The sequence below is a fragment of the Candidatus Kryptonium thompsonii genome, from assembly GCF_001535985.1.
In the GTDB taxonomy this organism is placed as follows: domain Bacteria; phylum Bacteroidota; class Ignavibacteria; order Kryptoniales; family Kryptoniaceae; genus Kryptonium; species Kryptonium thompsonii.
The window spans coordinates 21,129-42,606 of sequence record NZ_CZVS01000006.1 but is presented as its reverse complement, the minus strand read 5'-3'; the positions used below and the strand labels follow the sequence as shown (position 1 = coordinate 42,606).

Annotated in this window: 26 protein-coding genes; 5 read left to right on the top strand and 21 right to left on the bottom strand. The window is 37.4% G+C overall.

Annotation, left to right across the window (positions count from 1 at the left end; genetic code table 11):
* Together AWW78_RS10485 and AWW78_RS10965 are read left to right on the top strand one after the other, a co-directional pair.
* On the top strand, positions 1 to 340 hold a 340-nt coding region (locus AWW78_RS10485), incomplete at its 5' end, for a histidine kinase (protein WP_047133868.1).
* Positions 295 to 435 carry an ATP-binding protein gene (locus AWW78_RS10965; protein ID WP_176696941.1) on the top strand — a complete coding sequence of 47 codons (141 nt, stop codon included), beginning with the start codon at positions 295 to 297 and terminating at the stop codon, positions 433 to 435. The genes AWW78_RS10485 and AWW78_RS10965, both read left to right, overlap by 46 nt.
* Here AWW78_RS10965 and AWW78_RS01195 read toward each other — a convergent pair.
* The 5 genes from AWW78_RS01195 to radA all read right to left on the bottom strand — a co-directional run bounded on the left by AWW78_RS01195 (position 425) and on the right by radA (position 4,907).
* Positions 425 to 1,204 (bottom strand): DUF2279 domain-containing protein, encoded by a 780-nt coding sequence (locus AWW78_RS01195; protein WP_159421206.1) that lies wholly within the window; start codon positions 1,202 to 1,204, stop codon positions 425 to 427. The two genes, AWW78_RS10965 and AWW78_RS01195, sit on opposite strands and share 11 nt — an antisense overlap.
* Positions 1,205 to 1,317: 113 nt before the next feature.
* A complete protein-coding gene (gene hemL, locus AWW78_RS01190; protein ID WP_047133879.1) occupies positions 1,318 to 2,613 on the bottom strand; it encodes a glutamate-1-semialdehyde 2,1-aminomutase in 1,296 nt (431 codons plus the stop codon).
* 7 nt (positions 2,614 to 2,620) lie between these two features.
* On the bottom strand, positions 2,621 to 3,253 hold the full coding sequence (gene rdgB, locus AWW78_RS01185; RefSeq protein WP_320410000.1) for an RdgB/HAM1 family non-canonical purine NTP pyrophosphatase: 633 nt from the start codon (positions 3,251 to 3,253) through the stop codon (positions 2,621 to 2,623).
* On the bottom strand, positions 3,207 to 3,509 hold the full coding sequence (locus tag AWW78_RS01180) for a PQ-loop repeat-containing protein (RefSeq protein ID WP_047133865.1): 303 nt from the start codon (positions 3,507 to 3,509) through the stop codon (positions 3,207 to 3,209). Before AWW78_RS01180 ends, rdgB begins: the two co-directional genes overlap by 47 nt.
* A 21-nt stretch (positions 3,510 to 3,530) precedes the next feature.
* Positions 3,531 to 4,907, bottom strand: coding sequence for a DNA repair protein RadA (gene radA / locus AWW78_RS01175; RefSeq protein WP_047133864.1), 1,377 nt, complete (start codon positions 4,905 to 4,907; stop codon positions 3,531 to 3,533).
* Between the two features lie 143 nt (positions 4,908 to 5,050).
* Here radA and lysA point away from each other — a divergent pair, with 143 nt between their 5' ends.
* From lysA to nfo, 3 genes are read left to right on the top strand one after another with little or no spacing between them, the layout of a single operon-like run.
* Complete coding sequence (gene lysA, locus AWW78_RS01170; RefSeq protein WP_234697325.1) at positions 5,051 to 6,343, top strand: diaminopimelate decarboxylase; 1,293 nt, start codon at positions 5,051 to 5,053, stop codon at positions 6,341 to 6,343.
* 26 nt (positions 6,344 to 6,369) lie between these two features.
* The gene (locus AWW78_RS01165) at positions 6,370 to 6,870 is read left to right on the top strand and encodes a LiaI-LiaF-like domain-containing protein (protein ID WP_075427124.1); all 501 of its coding nucleotides are present in this window, start codon (positions 6,370 to 6,372) and stop codon (positions 6,868 to 6,870) included.
* Positions 6,867 to 7,733, top strand: a complete 867-nt coding sequence (nfo, locus tag AWW78_RS01160) for a deoxyribonuclease IV (protein WP_047133862.1) — start codon at positions 6,867 to 6,869, stop codon at positions 7,731 to 7,733. Before AWW78_RS01165 ends, nfo begins: the two co-directional genes overlap by 4 nt.
* Here nfo and AWW78_RS01155 read toward each other — a convergent pair.
* The 16 genes from AWW78_RS01155 to AWW78_RS01080 form a co-directional block, all read right to left on the bottom strand.
* Positions 7,730 to 8,119 carry a DUF2203 domain-containing protein gene (locus AWW78_RS01155; RefSeq protein WP_047133861.1) on the bottom strand — a complete coding sequence of 130 codons (390 nt, stop codon included), beginning with the start codon at positions 8,117 to 8,119 and terminating at the stop codon, positions 7,730 to 7,732. The two genes, nfo and AWW78_RS01155, sit on opposite strands and share 4 nt — an antisense overlap.
* Positions 8,116 to 8,685, bottom strand: coding sequence for an archaemetzincin family Zn-dependent metalloprotease (locus tag AWW78_RS01150; protein ID WP_082349217.1), 570 nt, complete (start codon positions 8,683 to 8,685; stop codon positions 8,116 to 8,118). Before AWW78_RS01150 ends, AWW78_RS01155 begins: the two co-directional genes overlap by 4 nt.
* Positions 8,686 to 8,701: 16 nt before the next feature.
* Positions 8,702 to 9,304 carry a superoxide dismutase gene (locus AWW78_RS01145; RefSeq protein WP_047133876.1) on the bottom strand — a complete coding sequence of 201 codons (603 nt, stop codon included), beginning with the start codon at positions 9,302 to 9,304 and terminating at the stop codon, positions 8,702 to 8,704.
* Between the two features lie 129 nt (positions 9,305 to 9,433).
* The gene (locus tag AWW78_RS01140) at positions 9,434 to 9,787 is read right to left on the bottom strand and encodes a HesB/IscA family protein (protein WP_047133860.1); all 354 of its coding nucleotides are present in this window, start codon (positions 9,785 to 9,787) and stop codon (positions 9,434 to 9,436) included.
* A gap of 22 nt (positions 9,788 to 9,809) precedes the next feature.
* A complete protein-coding gene (locus AWW78_RS01135; protein WP_047133859.1) occupies positions 9,810 to 10,121 on the bottom strand; it encodes a hypothetical protein in 312 nt (103 codons plus the stop codon).
* Between the two features lie 21 nt (positions 10,122 to 10,142).
* The gene (locus AWW78_RS01130; protein ID WP_047133858.1) at positions 10,143 to 11,339 is read right to left on the bottom strand and encodes an IscS subfamily cysteine desulfurase; all 1,197 of its coding nucleotides are present in this window, start codon (positions 11,337 to 11,339) and stop codon (positions 10,143 to 10,145) included.
* 4 nt (positions 11,340 to 11,343) lie between these two features.
* The gene (locus AWW78_RS01125; protein ID WP_047133857.1) at positions 11,344 to 12,597 is read right to left on the bottom strand and encodes an aminotransferase class V-fold PLP-dependent enzyme; all 1,254 of its coding nucleotides are present in this window, start codon (positions 12,595 to 12,597) and stop codon (positions 11,344 to 11,346) included.
* A gap of 12 nt (positions 12,598 to 12,609) precedes the next feature.
* Positions 12,610 to 12,927, bottom strand: coding sequence for a Rieske (2Fe-2S) protein (locus AWW78_RS01120; protein WP_047133856.1), 318 nt, complete (start codon positions 12,925 to 12,927; stop codon positions 12,610 to 12,612).
* A gap of 21 nt (positions 12,928 to 12,948) precedes the next feature.
* Positions 12,949 to 13,338: a Fe-S cluster assembly sulfur transfer protein SufU gene (gene sufU, locus AWW78_RS01115; protein ID WP_047133855.1), complete on the bottom strand. Its 390-nt coding sequence runs from the start codon at positions 13,336 to 13,338 to the stop codon at positions 12,949 to 12,951.
* Between the two features lie 20 nt (positions 13,339 to 13,358).
* Entirely contained in the window at positions 13,359 to 14,633 is a 1,275-nt protein-coding gene (gene sufD, locus AWW78_RS01110) for a Fe-S cluster assembly protein SufD (protein WP_047133854.1), read from the bottom strand.
* Positions 14,634 to 14,688: 55 nt separating this feature from the next.
* Positions 14,689 to 14,973 carry a DUF3303 family protein gene (locus AWW78_RS01105; protein ID WP_047133853.1) on the bottom strand — a complete coding sequence of 95 codons (285 nt, stop codon included), beginning with the start codon at positions 14,971 to 14,973 and terminating at the stop codon, positions 14,689 to 14,691.
* 27 nt (positions 14,974 to 15,000) lie between these two features.
* Positions 15,001 to 16,404 (bottom strand): Fe-S cluster assembly protein SufB, encoded by a 1,404-nt coding sequence (sufB, locus tag AWW78_RS01100; protein ID WP_047133852.1) that lies wholly within the window; start codon positions 16,402 to 16,404, stop codon positions 15,001 to 15,003.
* A 29-nt stretch (positions 16,405 to 16,433) separates the two neighbouring features.
* The gene (sufC, locus tag AWW78_RS01095; protein WP_047133851.1) at positions 16,434 to 17,216 is read right to left on the bottom strand and encodes a Fe-S cluster assembly ATPase SufC; all 783 of its coding nucleotides are present in this window, start codon (positions 17,214 to 17,216) and stop codon (positions 16,434 to 16,436) included.
* Entirely contained in the window at positions 17,203 to 17,670 is a 468-nt protein-coding gene (locus tag AWW78_RS01090) for an RrF2 family transcriptional regulator (protein WP_047133850.1), read from the bottom strand. The genes sufC and AWW78_RS01090 overlap by 14 nt, the downstream gene beginning before the upstream one ends.
* Positions 17,671 to 17,748: 78 nt before the next feature.
* Positions 17,749 to 18,522 (bottom strand): CRISPR-associated endoribonuclease Cas6, encoded by a 774-nt coding sequence (cas6, locus tag AWW78_RS01085; RefSeq protein ID WP_047133849.1) that lies wholly within the window; start codon positions 18,520 to 18,522, stop codon positions 17,749 to 17,751.
* 168 nt (positions 18,523 to 18,690) lie between these two features.
* A complete protein-coding gene (locus AWW78_RS01080; RefSeq protein ID WP_047133848.1) occupies positions 18,691 to 21,390 on the bottom strand; it encodes a M14 family zinc carboxypeptidase in 2,700 nt (899 codons plus the stop codon).
* Positions 21,391 to 21,478 lie beyond the last annotated feature (88 nt).

Here is a 21,478-nt window from a genome sequence, read left to right as displayed (position 1 = left end):
CTCAAGGGAACAAACCGAACTTGATAAAATCATAACCGATGTTTTGGAAAAATTTAAATCCAACCTCAATTTGACTTTCCAAGCATTTGCTGATGAACCATCGTTTCAAATATATGCTGATAAAAAGAAAATAACCCGTGTAATTGAGCTTATACTCGACGCCATTTCAAACGCCGGCGGCAAAGATGTCGAAATTTTATTAACACAGGATAGTTCGAACTGTTTGATAAAAATAGTTGATAAAACTCAAACAATTGACATTGAATTTATTTATTTGACAGGTATAAACAAGCAGTGCTTCAAAAGCTGCCACGCTACAACGACCTTGGGCTTACGATAAGCAGAATAATAGTCGAAGCACATGGCGGAAAAATCTGGGCTGAACCCGAGAAAGGAACAGCGTTCTTCATTCAAATCCCAAAGGTTAAAATTTAATCAGATAAAATTTTAAACTTGGGGTGAACCTGAAAGCAGGCGCTGGAAGATGATAATAATTTAACACATTAAAGATTTGCTTTAGAATCCAAACATTCACTGGAATTTTCGTCAAATCATAATCGATCGACAAAAATATCTCCCTCTCCCCGCCACCATTCCAATTGATACTTTTCACGCTGTAGCCAACGGCAAGATCAAAAAAATCAAACAGCCAGAATTTTAAAAACTTCATATTTAAAATTTTAGAAACATCGAAGCTAAGCCAAAAATATAAACTTTCATAGTCATCAACTATAAATCTATGCGCACCAGATTTAAATTTTTCAGATGGAAACATGCTTATTTTAAAATTAACGATCTTTAAAAAATTATATCTTTCCCTTACATAGGGAAGGAAAGCCCCAATTATATTTGAAACTTCATCACTTATGCTAAACCCCAACGACGGTCTGAAACCATCTTCCACTTCAACATAAGTTTGAAAAAGCAAGCTTCCAACCCCACTCCATATAAAAGCCGAGCTCTTCTTAACCCCAGCCCACTGCAGAGATCTACCCAGCAGATCAGATATCAAAAAAGAAAAATAAGCATGCCCAAATTTATCTGCGCTCAAAACTTGGTTGAAATCATCTCTAAAATGAAATTTCGTCAATTCACCCTTCCACCATGAACTATATTGCTGAAGATGTGCAGCTGTAAAAACCCCCACCGCTGTTCCCAAAACAAGACCAAGACGATATGGATTAACCTTTGAAGAATCGTTCATCCCAGAAAAAGAAACATTAAAAGCAAAAATACAAATTAACAACCCCATGAGCCAATTCATGCATCGGGGAATTCGCCTCGTTAAAAATTTTTCATCCCTTGCCGTCAAATCTTTTACGCTTTGAGATTCCGAATAGATATTTCAAACGCCTTAATAGTTTTTTCTATATCATCGTCCGTATGAGCTGATGACAAAAACATCGCTTCAAATTGCGATGGTGGAAGATAAACCCCGTTCTCAAGCATCGAATTGAAAAACATCGCAAATTTTTTCACATCTGACCTCAAAGCCGACTCGTAATCATAAACCTCATAATCGTTGAAAAACACAGTTAACATTGAGCCAATCTGATTTACCTGAACTTTAACACCATTTTTATCAGCGATATCTTTGAAATTTTCAGCGAGAGTCCTCGCTTTGTGCTCAAGTTGCTTGTAAAGAGTTTTTCTTTTTTCATATAAAATTTTCAATGTTGTATACCCAGCTGTCATCGCAATTGGATTTCCCGAAAGCGTCCCAGCTTGATATACAGGTCCAGATGGCGCTACAAGTTCCATAATTTCTTTCTTGCCACCGTAAGCTCCAACGGGAAAACCACCGCCTATTATCTTTCCAAGCGTTGTGAGATCAGCTTCAACACCGAAATACTCCTGAGCTCCACCAGGGGCAAGCCTAAAACCCGTTATCACCTCATCAAATATCAAAACAATTTTTTCTCTATCACATATTTCACGAAGTTTTTTCAAAAAATCATTTCTGGGCAAAACCACACCCATGTTTCCTGCAACAGGTTCAACTATTATACAAGCGATTTCACCTTTATTTTCATCTATTAACTTCTGAACAGATTCGATATCGTTATACTTTGCGTTTAAAGTAAGCGAAGCAATTTCATCTGGGACGCCTGGACTGCTTGGAATTCCAAGCGTCGTAGCTCCTGAACCCGCTTTAACAAGAAAGCTGTCTGCATGACCATGATAACAACCTTCAAATTTTATAATTTTCTTCCTCCCCGTATAAGCTCTTGCAAGCCTAATTGCGCTCATCGTTGCCTCCGTGCCAGAGTTGACCATTCGAACAAGCTCCACCGATGGCATCATTTTGTTTATCAATTCAGCCATTTTAACCTCAATCTCTGTCGGCGCCCCATAACTTGTCCCATTCTTAAGAACATTTTTAACTGCGGAAATAACTTCGGGATTTGAATGCCCAAGTATCAAAGGTCCCCAAGACATCACATAATCGATGAACTTGTTCCCATCCACATCCCATATTTTTGAACCAGATGCTTTGGCGATAAAAAGCGGAAGTGAATTAACGGATTTGAAAGCTCTAACTGGGGAATTTACACCGCCGGGAATTAACTCTTGAGCTTTGATGTAAAGCTTTTTGCTTTTGTTCCTTTTCACTTGACCTTTAAAATTTGTTTTTAGATTCAAGATATGTCCGCAAAAATTCGGCAAACTTTTGAAGAGCCTTCGACCTGTGGCTTATTCTATTTTTCAAATCCTTCGGCATCTCCGCATAAGTTAACTCATATCCATCGGGAACAAACAACGGATCATACCCAAAGCCACCCATACCGCGGGGTTCGAAGATAACCTTTCCCTTTGTTGCTCCTTCAAAAACTTTTTCAATATTTCCATCGACATAAGCAAGCGCACATCTAAAAGTCGCTGTTCTTTTCTCGATTGGAACCCCCTCAAGCAACTTCAAAAGTTTTCTATTGTTTCCCTCGTCCGTTGCATTTTCACCGGCATATCTTGCCGAATATATTCCAGGTTCACCATTTAGAAAATCAACTTCAATCCCGCTATCATCCGCGATTGAACAAAGTCCCGTAAATTCGTAAACTGTTTTAGCTTTCTTCAAGGCGTTTTCAACAAATGTCTTTCCGTCTTCCTCTATCTCCGGGACCGCCGGAAAATTATCCAAATCTAAAATTTCAATTTGGGAGTATAAATCCCCATCAAGGTAAATTTTCAAAATTTGTCTTATCTCATCAACCTTGTGTCTGTTTCTCGTTGCAAGGACTATTTTCATTAACATTTTCTGGATTTATTTTAACGCGCGGGAAAAATTTAAAGTAAAGATTTATCAAGCTCCCAATGGCAGCGAGAAGATTAAGCGTAAAAAAGACAAAATTTCCAATGGCATAAATTGTAAGAGATAAACTTCCAATGAAATAAATTAAAAGAAAGTATAAATTCACATTTGTATAACCGCGCTTAACTGATTCATATGTTTGGGGTATCCAGCATGCTACAATTGCTATCAGCCCAATTAAACCAAGTGCCTCTTTCATCTATTCCGGTGTGTTTAATTTTTAAATGTTTAAAAGTTCCTCAAGTGCTTGATTTACTTTTTTAATTCCGACAATTTCAATCTCAGCGTCAACTTTTAAACCACGCATGTTATTTTTGGGAATGATAATTTTTTTAAAACCAAGCTTTGCAGACTCCTGAACCCGCCTCTCTATTTGTGTGACCGATCTAACCTCGCCACTAAGTCCAACTTCTCCAACCACAACTGATTGTGAATCCACAGGTATATCCTTTAAACTCGAAACAATTGAAGTGACAACACCAAGGTCAATAGCTGGCTCATCAATCCTTAAACCTCCGACAATTTTTATGAAAACATCATATCCGCTTAATCTTATACCAACTTTCTTTTCAAGCACAGCAAGAAGAACCGAAAGCCTGTGATAGTCAAATCCAATTGCTGTCCTCTGCGGTGTCCCATAAGTTGCTGGTGTGACAAGCGCCTGGACCTCAACCAAAAGCGGTCTCGTTCCTTCAATACACGCAACAACAGAAGAACCTGATACGCCAAATGTTCTCTCCGAAAGAAATATCTCAGATGGATTTTTAACCTCTTTTAAGCCTTCAGTTGTCATCTCAAAAATTCCTATCTCATTCGTTGAGCCAAACCTATTTTTCACCGCTCTCAAGATCCTATACGATTGATGCCTTTCCCCTTCAAATTGCAAAACAGTATCAACCATGTGTTCCAAAACTTTCGGACCAGCTATCAATCCATCCTTTGTCACATGCCCGACCAAAAGAATAGATTTACCTGTATTTTTCGCAATCTGCATAAGAAGAGAAGCACATTCACGAACTTGACTGACGCTTCCAGGGGAACTCTCAAGCTCAGGTCTATACATCGTTTGGATTGAATCAATAATAATTATGTCGGGATTGGTTTCCTCAATAACATTTATAATCAAGTTTAAATTTGTCTCGGCAAGAACAAGGAAGTTTCTCGATTGAAAAGACTTTGGGAAATTTAATCTTTCGGTTCTAAGTTTAAGTTGTTTTATTGATTCCTCCCCCGTGACATAAAGAATTTTTTTACCTTTCAAACCCGGAACAATTTGCGTCATCAATGTTGATTTTCCAACACCCGGATCCCCAGCCACTAAAACCACCGACCCCGGAACAATTCCGCCACCAAGGACACGATCGAGCTCATTTATTCCGGTCTTTATTCGTTCATCCTCCTTAAGCTCAACCTTATCGATATCAACAGCTATAGCTGGCTGTTTCAAAAGTGAAATTTGCTCCTGAAGCTTATCCTCAGGCATTACTATTTCCTCAACCATCGTATTCCACTCATTGCATTCGGGACATCTCCCCATCCATTTGAGCGAAATGTACCCACAATTCTGACAGATAAATTGCGTTTTCTGCTTAGCCATTCTCTTGGATTTTAATTAAATTTTAAAGAGCCAAATAAATATAATTCCGCTACCGAAATAAAGCAAGTAATTTTCAAGCCCCGCTCATTTTCCCTTACTTTTTATTGAAAATTTCATCAAATAAAGTTACCTTTTTGAAAAAAGTGCAAAAATTGCTTCACTTTTATTACAAAAATAACGAGCTTTACTGCGAAGGAACCCCAGTTAGAAAAATTGCAGAAGAATTCGGAACCCCGATATACATCTACAGCAAGGCTCAAATAATCGAAAATTTCAAATCTCTTCAAAATTCTCTACCCAATGCAAAAATCCTATACGCTCTCAAAGCAAATTCAAATCCAGCAATACTTAAAATTTTAAATCAACTTGGAGCTGGGGCTGATACTGTTTCAGCCGGAGAAATTTATATCGCTTTAAATTCTGGATTTAAACCCGAAAAGATATCATTTGCGGGGGTTGGAAAGTATGACGATGAAATAAAATTTGCAATCAAAAACGAAATTTTCTCAATCAACATCGAATCTCCGCAAGAACTCCTTGTGGTCAACGAAATCGCTAAAAACTTGAATAAAACTGCCAAAATTTTAATCCGCATAAACCCCGATATTGACGCTAAAACCCATCCTTATATTTCAACTGGAATAAAAACAAGCAAATTTGGCATTGACCCAACCGAAGCAATTGATGTCTTTAAAAAATCCTTAAACTTATCACACATTGAACTTCTTGGGATACACACTCATATTGGCTCGCAAATCGTTGATGTTGAACCGTTCGTTGAAACTGCGAAATTTATCTTACAATACATTGAAAAGCTCGAAAAAAATGGAATCAAAATCTCACACATTGACTTTGGGGGTGGATTGGGGGTGAAGTATAAAAATGTAATAGTTAACGAGAACCTGCCATTCGAAGAAAACGATGATAAGGAATTAAAACCTGAAGTTTTCGCTAATGAAGTTTTACCAATACTTGAAAAAACTGGATGTGAACTCACCTTTGAACCCGGAAGATTTATAATTGCAAACGCCGGAATAATCGTTGGTAAAGTTATCTACACCAAAAAAACTGGCGCGAAAAATTTCATAATCACAGACATTTCAATGACTGAACTTATAAGACCAGCCCTTTACAACGCATATCATCAAATCGTCCCTGTGGAGATTAAAGCGCAGAAAACAGAGATAGCTGATATCGTCGGTCCAGTTTGCGAGACAAGTGATTTTATCGCCCGGGACAGAAAAATCCCAACTGTCTCAAGGGGAGATTATATCGCAGTTATGACAGCTGGGGCTTACGGCTTCGTCTCAAGCTCAAACTACAACGCCAGACTTAGACCCGCAGAAGTTCTAATTGATGGCGAAAATTATTATCTTATACGAAGACGCGAAACTTTTGAAGATTTACTGAGTAAAACTATTATGACGAAAACATAAGTTTAACTATACAAATGACTTCAAATATGCAGAGAAACGGAAAAACTGGGCTAATATTTGGAATTATTCTTGTCATCGTTGGATTAATAATCCTGCTTAACAAACTCGGAGCCCTAAACCTGAACTTAAAAAAGATCATTTCAATAATATCTGTAACCTACGGGGCTTATCTTGGATACTCTGGCTTTGGTCTAAACTCAAATAAAAAGGTCTTCTGGGGCTCGATATTTTTCTTCTTTGGGATTTATCTCTTTATCGATTCATTTGGACTACTCAATCCTGAAATACATTTCTTCTGGCCAGTGGTTTTAATTGTAACTGGCTTATCCTTCCTAATGTCATTTGTTAATCGCCCTAAGGATTATGCTCTGCTTCTGCCTGCGGTAATGTTAATTGGAATTGGAACTTTGTTCCTGCTTACCGACATCGGCATAATATATTCCTTTGAATTTTGGGAAAATTTTGAAAAATTTTGGCCAGTTCTTTTGATAATTCTTGGGCTTTACTTTATACTCAAAAAGAGATGAGAAAGGCTGAAAGATTAAACATTGGTGCGCATGTCTCAATAAGTGGTGGTCTTGATAAATCTGTTTTAAGGGCTTGGAAAATCGGATGTGAAACGATGCAGATATTTACGAAAAGCAACGCTCAGTGGAAAGCAAGAAAATTAAACAAAGATGAAATAGAAAGGTTTAATCTTGAACTTAAAAAATTCCAAATATATCCCGTCGTAGTTCACAGTTCATATCTCATAAATCTATGTGCCCCCGATAAAGAAATACTCAGAAAGTCAAGAGATTCATTTATCAAAGAATTAAAAAGATGCGAAAGCATAGGTGCAATGTGCCTTGTTTTCCATCCAGGGGCTCACCTTGGGAAAGGCGAAGATTATGGAATTGAAAAAACTGCTGAATCGTTAAATCTAATCCATGAAAAAACTCCAAACTTTAAAACCTTAACAGTTATTGAATTAACTGCTGGACAAGGCACAGTGATAGGCTATAAATTTGAACAAATCAAAAAGCTAATCGATCTCATTGAAGATAAAAATCGCATCGGGGTTTGCATCGATACCTGTCATATTTTTTCAGCTGGTTATGATATAAGAACTGAGAAGGGATGTGAGCTTGTATTTAAAGAATTTGACGAGATAATTGGGATTGATAAAATAAAAGTTTTCCATCTCAACGATTCAAAAAATGAGTTAAATTCTCGCATCGATAGACATTTTCATATTGGGAAAGGCAAAATTGGGAAAGACGCATTTCATTTCATAATGCGGAATCCAAAGTTCAAAAACATACCTAAAATCATTGAGACCCCCAAGGGATATAATGATGAACTTGACATAATGAACTTGACAACGCTACGAAAACTTGCTAAGGTTTAAATTTCCTCAATTGGTTTCCTGCCCATGAAACCTTCGCTTATTGTATGCCAATAATTAATTGAACTTTCTCCATACATCCAGCAAAGGTAAACCTCTTGACCATTTTGGCGAATGTGGGGAAAGTCTATAAGCCCTTGTTCAATTCCCTTAACAAGCACTCCCATGTTTTCAATTTCTTCAATTAAACCAACAAGTTCTTCTACCTCAGGTGGATAGTTTTTTTCTCCATTCGGTGATCCAGTGAAATATCTATGTTGGTAAATATCATAACCTTTCAAGTCAAGAATCCGTTTAAGTTCAATCATCCGTGCGACAAGCGGTTTTATCTGTTCCACAAGGCTCTTCGCTTCCTCAATTGTAAAATGCTTTTCGTGTAGATACTTCATTTTAAAATTCCCAATTTACTTTGACATTTACTACAAAATAAAAATCCTTTCCTATCCGTGTCAATTATTGAATTTGAGAAAAACATGACACAATTTGGATTCAGGCAATGCCGAAGGTTAAACAAATGTCCAATTTCATGAATTGCCTCGGTCAAAATTCTTCGCTCGAAAATTTTCATGTCTGGTTTATCATTATAAAACTCAGGTCTTAGCCTATGAATCGAAATTATGCAAACTTTATCAGACGGTTTTGCTTCTCCAAAGACGAAATTCAAACCTTCAACATATAAATCAACCGATGTGATACCAAGGACTATAAAACAATCGTCAGTCTTAAATTGACTTTTTATATGATGAAGTATGGTCGTGGAGTGAAATTGCCTTCGGATGCGGTTATAGCTTTGAGATGGAATTTCAAACTCCCCAATTAATTTAACCTCCCACCCAAAATTAACTTTCAGACCACTCTGAAGAGACAAGATGACAAAATCTTCAACCTTGCCAACCTTGACGACACAGATATTAATTTTACTCATTTTTAAAGACGGGGGATAGTTTATAACCATCCCCCGCTCAAATTTTTTACAATGTTACCTTTGGTGCATTGTTAAACCTATTGACAACCACAGACCAATCGATTGCTTTGAAAAACGCTTCAATATAATCAGCTTTTTTCAGTCCATAATCAATCATATAAGCATGTTCAAAAACATCCATGATTAAAAGTGGAATTGAACCAGCAAGATGACCAAGGTCATGCTCGTTTATCCATGTGTTAAACAACCTGTTCGCAATTGGATCAAGATAAAGAACAACCCAACCAATTCCCCTCATCGTGCCCGACGCCTTGAAATCCTTCTCCCAGTTCTCATAAGAGCCAAAATCTTCCGTCAATTTTTTATAAAAAGCTGAACCCTTGTCAAGCTCCTTTCCACCCTTTATCATGTTCCCAAAATAATATTCATGAAGTCTCATTCCATTGAATTCCCATCCAAATCTTCTTTTTAGCTCAGCATATTCGGGCGTTCCAGTCTTGCCCTCTTTAACCATCTGCGCAAGTATATCTGCAAGCTTGTTTGTGTTCGTCACATAACCCTGATACAAAGTAAAATGATTCTTCAAAAGCTGGTCACTAAAACCAGGCGTCCCAAGAAGATGATCAAAGTTCTTGGCTTCGTAAGGCATCACTCTCTCCTTTTTTTGTTTTGTTTGTGAAAATAAGTTTGAAAACTTAACAAAAGGAAGCGATAGGAAAGTTAAAGCAACTCCCCTCAAAAATTTCCTCCGTGTAATCATAAGCAATTCTAGTTAGTTTTACACCGAAAACGAATGACCACAGCCGCAACTTCTTGTTGCGTTCGGATTATGAAAAACAAAACCACGCCCCATTAAGCCATCAACAAAGTCAAGCTCCGTTCCTTCAAGATAAAACAAACTTTTCGGATCAACCGCCACCTTTATCTCATTTGAAAGAAAAACTATATCGTTTTCTTTCACTTGATCAAATAGCAAAACATATGAAAATCCAGAACAACCACCTGCTTTTACCCCTACCCTCAAAACATATTCACTGGGGATATTATTATCCTCAATAATTTGCTTTATTTCCTTTGCTGCTCTATCGGTAATTTTTATCTTTTCGGTTTGCTCTAAATTTATCTGTTTCATTTAGCTCTCCTAAATTAAGTTTTTATTTCTCCTGGCTTTGAACACTCTGTTTCTTGAACTCTGGATAGTTTAAAACCCAAACTTTGTTAAATTCATTTTTCACAGGCTTAAAAATCCCTTTCTCAACCATAAATTTAGCAAATTCTCCAGCAAGATACTCAGCCTCAGCAAAACTTATCTTTCTCCCTTTGTTTAGAAAATAATTTTTAATCGCATACTCAATATCTCTAACAAAAACATTTGAAAGATGATAAAGCGGATAATGTTCTTTCATAAACTTTAAAAATTCTTCCCAATTGTCCTTGAGAATTTGAAGTTCTTTCATCTCTTTCATATGGTCAGCGTAAGGTTTGTTTTAAGTTTTTGACATTTCCTTCTTTAATTTATATTTTGGTGAAATTTTTCGCAAATGTTCTACGACTTCAACAACCCGATTTATTGTGTAGTCAATCTCCTCCTCCGTGTTAAATCTACCAAGCCCAAATCTTATCGCTCCAGCAATGAGATCATCGTTTAATCCAATCGCTTTTAAAACATGTGATTTCTCGACCGACGCAGAAGAACAAGCAGAACCTGTCGATACCGCTATTTCCTTCATCCCCATAAGTATTGCCTCACTTTCAACGCCATCGAAACTTAAATTTAAATTGTTCGGCAACCTCAAGGTGGGATGACCATTTAAATAAACATCCTCAAGGGAACTCATAATTCCATCTTGAAGCTTATCACGAAGTTTCTTAATTCTTTCTGATTCTTCACTCATCTCAAGCCCCGCTATCTCGCACGCTTTCCCAAAGCCCACAATTCCAGGAACATTCAAAGTGCCAGACCTTAAACCACCTTCATGACCGCCTCCGTCGATGATCGGTATAATTTTAATTTTCGGTGTCTTCTTTTTTATGAACAAAGCCCCAACACCCTTCGGACCATAAAGTTTGTGCGCAGACATCGACATAAGGTCGATATTCAATTTCTGAACATCGATTGGTATTTTGCCCAACGCCTGCGCAGCATCAACATGAAATAAAACGCCGAACTCCGAACATATCCTTCCGATCTCCTCAATTGGTTCGATCGTCCCAATTTCATTGTTTGCAAATATCACACTGACAAGGATTGTTTCAGATGTAATCCTTTTCTTAATCTCGTCTGGATCAACAAGCCCATGTTTATCAACGGGAACATAATCAACCTTAAATCCAAATTTTTCAAGTCGTTTGCATGTGTCAAGCGTAGCTTTATGCTCAATTTGAGTGGTAATTATATGCTTCCCTTTCTCAGAATAAGCAAACGCAATTCCTTTCAAAGCCAAGTTTATTGATTCAGTTGCTCCGCTTGTGAAGATAATTTCTTTTGGATTTGCGTTGATAAGATTTGCTATTTGCTTTCGCGCAAGTTCCACAGCTGCCTCTGCTTCCCATCCAAATTGATGCTGACGACTTGCAGAATTACCAAATTTCTCGGTAAAATAAGGAAGCATCGCCTCAAGAACCCTCGGATCAAGCGGTGTCGTCGCGTGATTATCAAGATATATTGGGAAGCGTAAAGCCATAATTTTATCTTTTGAAAATTTTAATTACTTTTTTCAGCGCTTCAACAAATCTGTCAATTTCATCAAAAGTGTTATAAATGTAAAAACTCGCCCTAACAGTATTTTCAACCCCAAGTCGTGTAAGCAAAGGTTGTGTGCAATGATTTCCAGAACGAACAGCTATACCATGCTGATCAAGAACTCCAGCGACATCGTGTGGATGAATCCCGCGAATGTTAAACGAGATAACACCAAGCCGATTTTCCCTCGGTCCATAGATTTCAATCTCAGGAATCTCAGCCATTTTTTCAAAGGCATAATTTAGCAGCTCTTTCTCATGTTCAAAAACTTTATCCATCCCAATGTTTTGCAAATAATCAACCGCTGCACCAAGTCCAATGCCACCAGCAACATTTGGCGTTCCAGCTTCAAACTTCCAAGGCAACTCATTCCATGTTGCACCTTCAGTTGTAACCGTGCTTATCATATCACCACCGTAAAGAAATGGCTCCATACTTTCGAGAATTTCACGGCGAGCGTAAAGAAAACCTATCCCAGTTGGTCCAAGCATTTTGTGCCCCGATGCAACAAAGAAATCACACCCGATGTCTTGCACATCAATTTTAATATGTGGTGTTGACTGAGCCCCATCAATTAAAACATAACACCCTCTAGACTTCGCAATTTGAGTTATTTCCTTAACAGGGTTGATAGTTCCTAAAACATTTGAAGCGTGGACAACCCCTACAAGTTTCGTTTTCTCAGTTATCAATTTTTCAAACTCCTCAACTTTGAGATATCCATCATCCGTAATATCAACAAATTTTAAGACTATGCCTTTGAATTTCCTGAGCCACTGCCATGGAACAATATTTGAATGGTGTTCCATAATCGTAACTATTACCTCATCACCTTCTCTTAAATTTGCTAACCCCCACGCATAAGCAACTAAATTAACAGCTTCAGTTGCATTCCTTGTAAAAATTATCTCACGCCATGAATTCGCATTGATAAACCTTGCGACTTTCTTATGTGCTTCTTCGTAAGCAAGTGTCGCCTCATAACTTAAAGTATGAACTGCCCTGTGAATATTCGCGTTCATGCTTTCGTAAAAATTTTTAACCGCATCGATTACTTGCCTTGGCCTTTGCGTAGTTGCTGCATTATCAAAGTAAGCAATCGGATAACCGTTGACGAGGCGATTTAAAATTGGGAAGTCATTTCTTATTTTTTCAACATCAATTTTGCCTGTTAAAATTTCTTGATTTTGCCCTTGCATAGTTTTCTATTCCTAAATTTTTACAAAAATCTTGCCATCTTGTATTTTCACCTCATACTTCTCAAGGGGTCCAGAAGCTGGAAGCCTGACAACATCACCAGTTCTTATGTTAAACTGAGCTCCGTGCCATGGACAGGTTAAAGTCTCTCCTTCAATTTCAGCGTCATTTAGTTCAAGCTCCATATGAGAACATTGATTCTTATAAGCAAAAAATTCACCACCAAGCTTTATCAAAATTATTGATTCATCATTCACCTCAAAAACTTTAAGCTCACCATCTCTAATATCACTTACATTTGCAATTTCTACATATTCGCCAACCTCTGCCATCGCCGACATTAAAATTTGTTTTTAATCCTCTTCCCCTGGCCAAGTGTTAATTCCATAGATTCCAGCTTTCAAAACCTTCAACGCAAGGAGCGCACACTTTAATCTTATTGGGCTGATCGGTATACCAAGGGCATTAAGCATATCTTCCTTTCCAAAGTTTTTAACTTCTTCAAGCGTTTTTCCTTTCACAACCTCAGTAAGAATCGAAGCCGAAGCTTGACTTATCGTGCAACCTTTTCCTGTGAATTTAATATCCGATATCCTGTCGTTCTCAAGTTTAATTTCAATCCTAATTTGATCACCGCACGACGGATTGCCATCTTCATAGACTATGTCGGGATTCTCAAGGTGCCCAAAATTTCTTGGATTATTGTAATGGTCAAGCAAAATTTCCAATTGGAGTTCGTCCATTCATTCCTTGAAATTTATTTTTACATGTTCCATTTTTGATGGATCATTTCCTGAATCCTTTCACGAACAAAATCAATTCTTATCTCATCGAATGCTGGTAGCAAAAATCCCTCAACAATTGTTTTTCTCGCCTCACTTTCGCTCAAACCTCGGGTCATAAGATAAAAAATCTGTTCCTCATCAATTTGTCCAACCGTCGCACCGTGCCCAGCTTTGACATTTGCATTTTTAATTTGAAGCGATGGAATCGCATTCGCCTTTGCACCGGGATTTAAAAGCATCGCATGTTCACTCAGAAAAGAATCAGAATCATGAGCATTCTTTTCAATATCGACGAGGCCATAAAAAACCATCTTTGCTTTATCTTTTGCAACACCGCGCATCACGACATTGCTTTTCGTGTATGGACTTAAATGTTGAACATAACTTGTCAAATCAAAATGCTGAACGCCATTAGCAAAAGCGATCTGCACATCTCTTAACTCAGAACCTGAAGTTTCAAGGAACGCTGAATGTTTTGAAATTGTCAATTTCCCACCAAGCCAATTTCCAATGAAATTAATTTTCGCATCTTTCGCTGGGATGAAAATTCTCTCAATGTAGTTGTAAATTCCATATCCAAGATTATTTATACTAATAAAGTTAACATTGCTTCCCTCGCCCCCGAATATCTCACTCACATTGGTCACAACTGCATATTCATCTCCAAGGCAACAATGATTTTCTTCAACAATGGTCACATGTGAATTCTCTCCAACGATTATCAAATTATGCGAGAAGATCCCAGCATTTTCAGATTGAACTTCGTTCACAATGTAAATTGGTTCATCTATCTCAACATTATCACGAACATAGATAAAAACACCAGAATTCAACAGGGCAAGATGCAAGGCGGTAAATTTATTCTGATCATATCTAAACCTTGTAAAAATCTTTTCCTTCACCAAATCACTATAACCATTGGCAAGAGCTTCTTGAAGCGACATCAAGATAATTTTATCCCGATACTTTGGCGAAATCTTATACCTTGACGATGAATTTGCTTGAACAATAAAAATGCTAAGTTTCTCTACATCAAAAAGAACTTTATCGGGATTTCCAGGAAGAGATGGATTTAAAATTTCAGGTTTAAAGCCCTTTACCTTTGTATACTTTGATTCTGGAAGGTTTAAATCATCAAAAATTTCAAGAGCTTGATTCCGCTTTTCTAAAAGCCACAAAGGTTCCTTCCTTTGAGATGAAAGCTTGTCTATCGTTTCTGGGGACAAACAATTCGGCACCACAATTTCGGACATAAATCTATCTCCAAAGAATTAGTTTTCGTGTTAAAGTTAAAAAATTTTGAGTAAATTAACAACCGCCTCTTTCAACAACGGATTCACAAAGCGATGCAGATAAAATTTCTACCTCGCCAAACTGTGAAAATGGCTTCATAAAGTTTTCAACATTTTCACGGCTTTCTGATTCAACGAACAGAAACAATCTATGGGAGCCATCCACAACGCCTTCGGATTTAATTTCAATTTTGTAATCCTTTGCTGAGGCTAAATGTTTTAAAAGCATCTGCCCAAGCTCAGGATTTTTTGCTGGGCAATTGTTTGACTCGTGTCTATGTTGAACTATAAAAAATGGCATTTGATTCCACCTCCGTAAAATTTTTGTTTAGCCGATGGCACCTTCCATCTCAAGCTTTATAAGTTTGTTAAGTTCGATCGCATAATCAAGTGGCAGCTCCTTCGCAAAGGGTTCAATAAAACCAAGAACAACTAATGTCAACGCCTCACTCTCACTTAGCCCTCTACTCATGAGATAGAAAAGCTGATCTTCGCTTATCTTCCCAACTGTTGCCTCATGCCCAATGCTCACAAGCTCCTCATCTATTTCCATATACGGATAAGTATCCGACCTTGAAAATTCATCAAGCATTAAAGCATCACATCTAACCGTTGATTTAACTCCAACTGCCCCCTTCTGTACCTTGACAAGACCTCTATAGCTTGTTCTGCCACCATCTTTGCTTATCGATTTCGAAACGATATTACTTGTCGTATACGGTGCTACATGAATCACTTTGGCGCCTGTATCTTGATGTTGACCAGCACCTGCATAAGCTATCGATAAAATCTCCGCCTTCGCCCCTTTGCCGAGAAGATAAACAGCGGGATATTTCATAGTCACCTTACTACCTAAATTCCCATCAACCCACTCAACGAAAGCGTCCTCATAAGCGACGGCTCTTTTAGTGACAAGATTATAAACATTCTTTGACCAGTTTTGAACAGTTGTATATCTAACATGCGAACCAGGAAGAGCAATGATCTCAACGACAGCACTGTGAAGTGAATCTTCCCTATATACAGGCGCAGTGCAACCCTCTATGTAATGCACACTTGCACCTTCCTCGGCTATTATGAGCGTCCTTTCAAATTGTCCAACGCTTTCAGCGTTTATCCTGAAATATGCCTGAAGCGGAAAATCAACCTTAACACCCTTCGGAACATAAACAAAACTGCCACCGCTCCAAACCGCACTGTTAAGAGCTGCAAACTTATTATCTTCTGGTGGGATAACTGTACCAAAATATTTTTTCACTAAATCGGGATACTCTCTAACAGCGGTATCCATATCTACAAAAATCACTCCCTTCTTCATCAAATCTTCCCTTAAACTATGATATACAACCTCACTTTCATATTGAGCTCCAACGCCAGCGAGAAATTTTCTCTCAGCTTCAGGTATACCAAGCCGTTCAAATGTCTGTCTTATTTTTTCAGGAACCTCATCCCAAGATTTACCTTGCCTATCCGTTGGCTTAATGTAGTAGATATACTCATCAAAGTTTATCTCGGATAAATCCGCACCCCATGTCGGCATCGGCTTTTTAAGAAAAACCTCAAGCGAATGTAATCTAAACTGTCTCATCCACTCGGGTTCATTTTTCCAATACGAGATCTCCTCAACAACTTCCCTGCTCAGCCCACGCTTTGATTGATACACATATTTCACTTCATCTTTGAAATCATATTTTGTGTAATCTATATCTATTTTTCTCTTGGTTGCTTGCATGATGTTTTCCTTTTTTTTGTTTTTTATTTTTAATCCGCAGATTCCGCCGCTATTTCTCTAATCCAAGCATAACCTTCCTGCTCAAGCTTCTCAACTATATCAGGTCCACCTGATTTAACAATTTTACCATCCAACATTATATGTACAAAATCTGGCTTAATGTAATTTAGAATTCTCTGATAGTGAGTAATTACAACCATACCGAGATCTTGACTGCGAATAGAATTCACAACATCAGCAACAGTTTTCAAAGAATCGATGTCAAGTCCCGAATCAGGTTCATCAAGAAAAGCAATTGTTGGCTTTAACATCGCCATTTGCAAAATTTCCATTCTTTTCTTCTCACCACCCGAAAACCCAACTCCAATAGGTCTATAGATAAAAATTTCACTCATATTTAAGTTCTTTATTCTGTCTATCAATTCCTTCTTGTAATCAACTATTGATCTGGGCAATTTTGATACGCGAGGCGATGTAGAATCAAGATTATTTGATTGTATCGCTTTCCACAAAAAATTAAAAAGGGTAACCCCTGGAACTTCAACGGGATATTGAAATGCAAGAAATAATCCAAGTTTCGCCCTCTCGTCAGGTTTCATTTCAAGTATGCTTTTGCCCTCAAATAAAATATCTCCAGATTCAACTTTATATTTTGGGTGCCCCATTATTGTATAAGCAAGCGTGCTCTTTCCAGAACCATTCGGACCCATTAAAGCATGAACTTCACCTTTATTAACAGTGAAATTAAGACCTTTCAAAATTTCCTTCCCATCAACGCTCACATATAAGTCCCTAACTTCAAGAGTTGGCATGTTTGTTCTCCGATTTGTTTGTAAATAAAAGCTTTTCAGGATACACGCACTCACGCGCGATTATATCTTGAATTGTTATACTCCCAAGAATATCTAATAATTTTTTCTCTATTTCCTGCCATACATCCGCTTGACCACAGCAAGAAGTAAAAACACAACTTATTCCAGAAACATCAAAACATTCAACCATCTTCAATGTCCCTTCAACTGCTTCATAAACCTGTCTCAAAGTTATCTCCGAAGGCGTCTTTTTCAAAGAATATCCACCATTTGGCCCATATTCGGAAAAAACTATCCCAGCCTTCACAAGCTGTCGCATAACCTTGGCTAAATAACTCAATGGTATCTTTTGGCTTTCCGCTATCTCCTTCATTAAAACCGTTTTACCGCTCTGCCTCTTACCAAGATATGTCAAAGTCCTAACCGCATAATCAAGTGTCTTAGATACTATCATAAAGCCTCAAATTTTTAATTTGGACATCATATATCCACGATGTAAATATAATACATTCTATTTTAAAAGTCAAATTAATCATTGCTCTTTAATGTCATGCTCTGAAACCACAGCCATCCCGAAGCCAAAATGGTTCTTATGCCCGAATCCCCACTCATACCCCACCTCAATTAGCTTTGGATCAGTTTTTATTATAAAAGGGGCAAGAAAACACTTTACATTCATCTTCCCAAATTTGATTAACTTTGAAAATTTACCGCCCCTTGAATCAATATATTCCTTATCAAATTGCATCTCAAAATCAACTGATTTAATTTTTTCGGCGTATAAAAAATTATACTTCCTTATTAAATCTTCTTTTATTTTGTCAAAATAGCCTGTTTCCTCTGGAGTCATAAAGATTTCCCTCTTACCTTTGCTCTTGACGACAGCAATTGGGGATAGAAGCCGAAGTTTCATTTCATCGGCAAACTTTGGTGGCTCAATTTTTGCAACCGATTTAACCACAAAATTAGCATCCCCAACTCTGAAATTCCCGTCCCTTAAAAATGCAAGAGCTAATCCCTCGATAAATGAACCAAAAGGTGATGAGATGAAAAAATTAAATTCCTCAGGATTTGTTAATTTCACCTCATCATTTTCTATCAAAAAATTTTTAAAGCGAAGGAATGAAAATGTATAAATCCTAAATCTTTCCTTAAAAATGCCAAGATTTTTTAATCTTCTGTCGCCTTTAAATGCATCGTTATGTCTTTTTATCTTGTCCCCTATCTCTGCATATACAAGATGATTGTAATTTACTGGAATTACAGTAGGAACAGTTTGAGGGAAAAGAGTAATTTTTAGTCTCATAAAGATACCCCCGCTTTAAGTTTGCAGGATTTTTCCGCACCGCCCCACTATTTTCCCCGATATGTGACATGTATGGTATGATTTTTCTATTTTTAAGTTTTTTAACTTAAAAAGGCGGAGGAAATCCGCCGCCTTTTTTAAAAAATATAAACAACTGATCTTAAAAATTCAAAAACTTGGTGAAAGAAGAACAGAGTTCAAGAACAACCGATTCAAACTTTGCCAATAAAGCCGAAAGTTGGGATCGTCAGCAAACATTATAACTTTCCCACGCCCAACCGGTTCTTCAATTAAATATGCCTTTCCCGGAAATTTCTTCTCCATATCCTCCCAGACGAAACCACTTATGCGAACATCTTTATCTGCAAAAACCCCAGGGTTCGCACCATCCTTCGATTTCTCAAAAATCAAACTTGAATATATATGAACAGCTATTTCGTCGCCATAGCCGAACGATAGAAAATGTAAAGTGTCAAGTTTAACGCGCATAATTGCCCCAGGTGTAAACTCAATTCTTTCAGCAACCTTTTTCTCTTTTACTTTGACAGTATCCTTTGCCTCCGCAGGTTTTTTCTCCTCGTACTCATCATCCTCAGAGGAACCTTCACCGAGAAGTTTTGATGTTGTAAATTCAACCCCTTTCAAAGTTGGAAAAACTGAAGCATTTTTTAATGTAACTAAAACACCACCATTTGAAATCCATTCTTTTAACTTTTTAACACCATCGTCTCCAAGCAATTTTTTCAATTGATTCGCATTTGCATCTGGAATTATCAAAACATTGTAGCGGTAAAGATCAACGCTTGAAAAATAATCCCATCGTATCGGCGTGAAGCTATATTCATAAACTCTCTCAAAAAGATACCATATCGCTCCATAAGATGTTTGAGATACTGGCTCCTCGGTTAATACAGCTATTTTAGGTTTCTTCAACTCCACCACCCAATTTGAACCTAAATCAATTCCACGTTCTGTGTATGCAGTATTTATTGTGTAAAGATCCACACCAAATTCCTTCGCAAACGTTTTTATCTTTTGATGGAAATCCTGAATATGTCTGTTTCTTTCAACACGAACTATTACCGTCCCTCGCGGGAAGAATTCACCAGTTTCACTGTAAAAATATCTAGATGCAACCCCAACTTTAAAATCATAAGCCAAAAGTTTAGCCAGCATTTTTGCCGAGGCATCTGTATCATATTTAAAGACATAGGCGTATTTTGGCGTATCAGTTGGAATATAAAAGTTAAATTCAGGTTTTTGATTTACTCTTTCAACTTTAACCTTCGCTTCGTCCTCAGTTAGATAATACTCAATTCCCCATGCGATTGGCAAATTCCATGCGGTGACATCATAAAACCCAAGTGGAAGGCGACGAACATTTTTTCCAAGTTTTTTATTGTATTCGTAGGCAAACCTTGCTTCCTTTAAAAACTCTTCTTCCATTTGAGGATCCGGTTCAAATAGAGTTTTCAAGAGTCGTTTTTGAGGTTGATACATCGGAATTATAAAAACACCCTTCTTAAATGTTTTTTTAGTTGTTGTCTTATCAAAATAACTTCTAGCGGATGCACTTGTAAATGATTCCTTAGCTTCATAAACTTCAATGCCATGCTTTAAGCAAAGTTCAATAAATCTTGAGGTTTTCTCTTTGTCTTTGTCAGGCACGATGACAAATTGTTTATATTGTTCTTTTTTTGCCTCTTCAAGCGCTGTTTGTCTAAACTTGTAGAAATCAAAAAGAATTTCACTTCTATGATTCACAGCTGCTTCAAGCGTTTTCATCGATGCTATGAAATGGTGATGTATTCCCTCCTTAAAAGTTATCACAGTTTCATCTTCCCTTTCAAATTGAAAACCCTTTCTCCCTCCAGCATCAGTTTCAAATGTCATCCCAATTGCTCCATTTAAAGCTGGATATGAATCCCAATATCCAGGATAATGTAAATCAAAAACTTCACCTGTATAATAACTCCAACCATAGTCGTCAAATCCTCGAGCAATGTTAAGACCAATAACTTGCGCCCATTTTTTAGTTGTCGCTGGTATGTTTAAATTTACAGGAGGAGCATAGGGGACAAAGAACATATTCTTTGTCTCGCCATGATGATCTGCAAAAACTTGAGGATTCCAATAGTGAAGTTGCTCAACGACTTTTTGTGTTTCAATCTGTGAACATGCGAACGCATCTCTATTTAAATCGATAAGGTAGTGATTATAATTTGTTTTCATTCTCCAGTCACCGCGATGTTCGGAAGCGTATGGGTCTGGATTTCCATATTTTCCAACAAATGTTGCTTTAAACCACGAGACGGCTTTTTGATGGCTATCAGGATTATGTGGAAGGTTAATTATAACGACCGCATCTTTTAGAATTCTTTTAGTCGTTTCATCTTCACCAGCACAAAGTTGATATGCAACTTGAATTCCGGCTTCAAATGCACATGTTTCATCACCATCAACCGAATAATTCAACCAAACGATTATCGGATTAGATTCAGCTATCCTCTTAGCCTCTATTTCAGATGTTATCCTTGGATCTGTTAATTTTTTTATATTTCCCCTTATCTCATCAAGCCGAGAGAGATTTTCGGGTGAACTTATCACCAAAAGATACATTCCCCTTCTTTCATATGATTCACCGTATTTTATCACTTTTATTCTGTTGGAGGACTTAGCAAGTGCATCAATATAGCGTTCCATTTCATAATGTTCAGTTATGAAGTCTCCAATCTCATATCCAAGAATTTGCTTAGGGGTTGGAATCGCCGGGTTATAAACTCCCCCTTTCCAAAACTTGAAATCATCACAGATTAAAACCGAAAAACCTAGAAAAGTCAAAAAAATGAGAGCAAGTGATTTTTTCATAGCAAGTTAAATTTTTTATTTTTTATGACGAAAACAAGGAAAGGAAAGTTTTAAAAATAAAAAAACCCGGCTTCAGCTCATCGCTGAG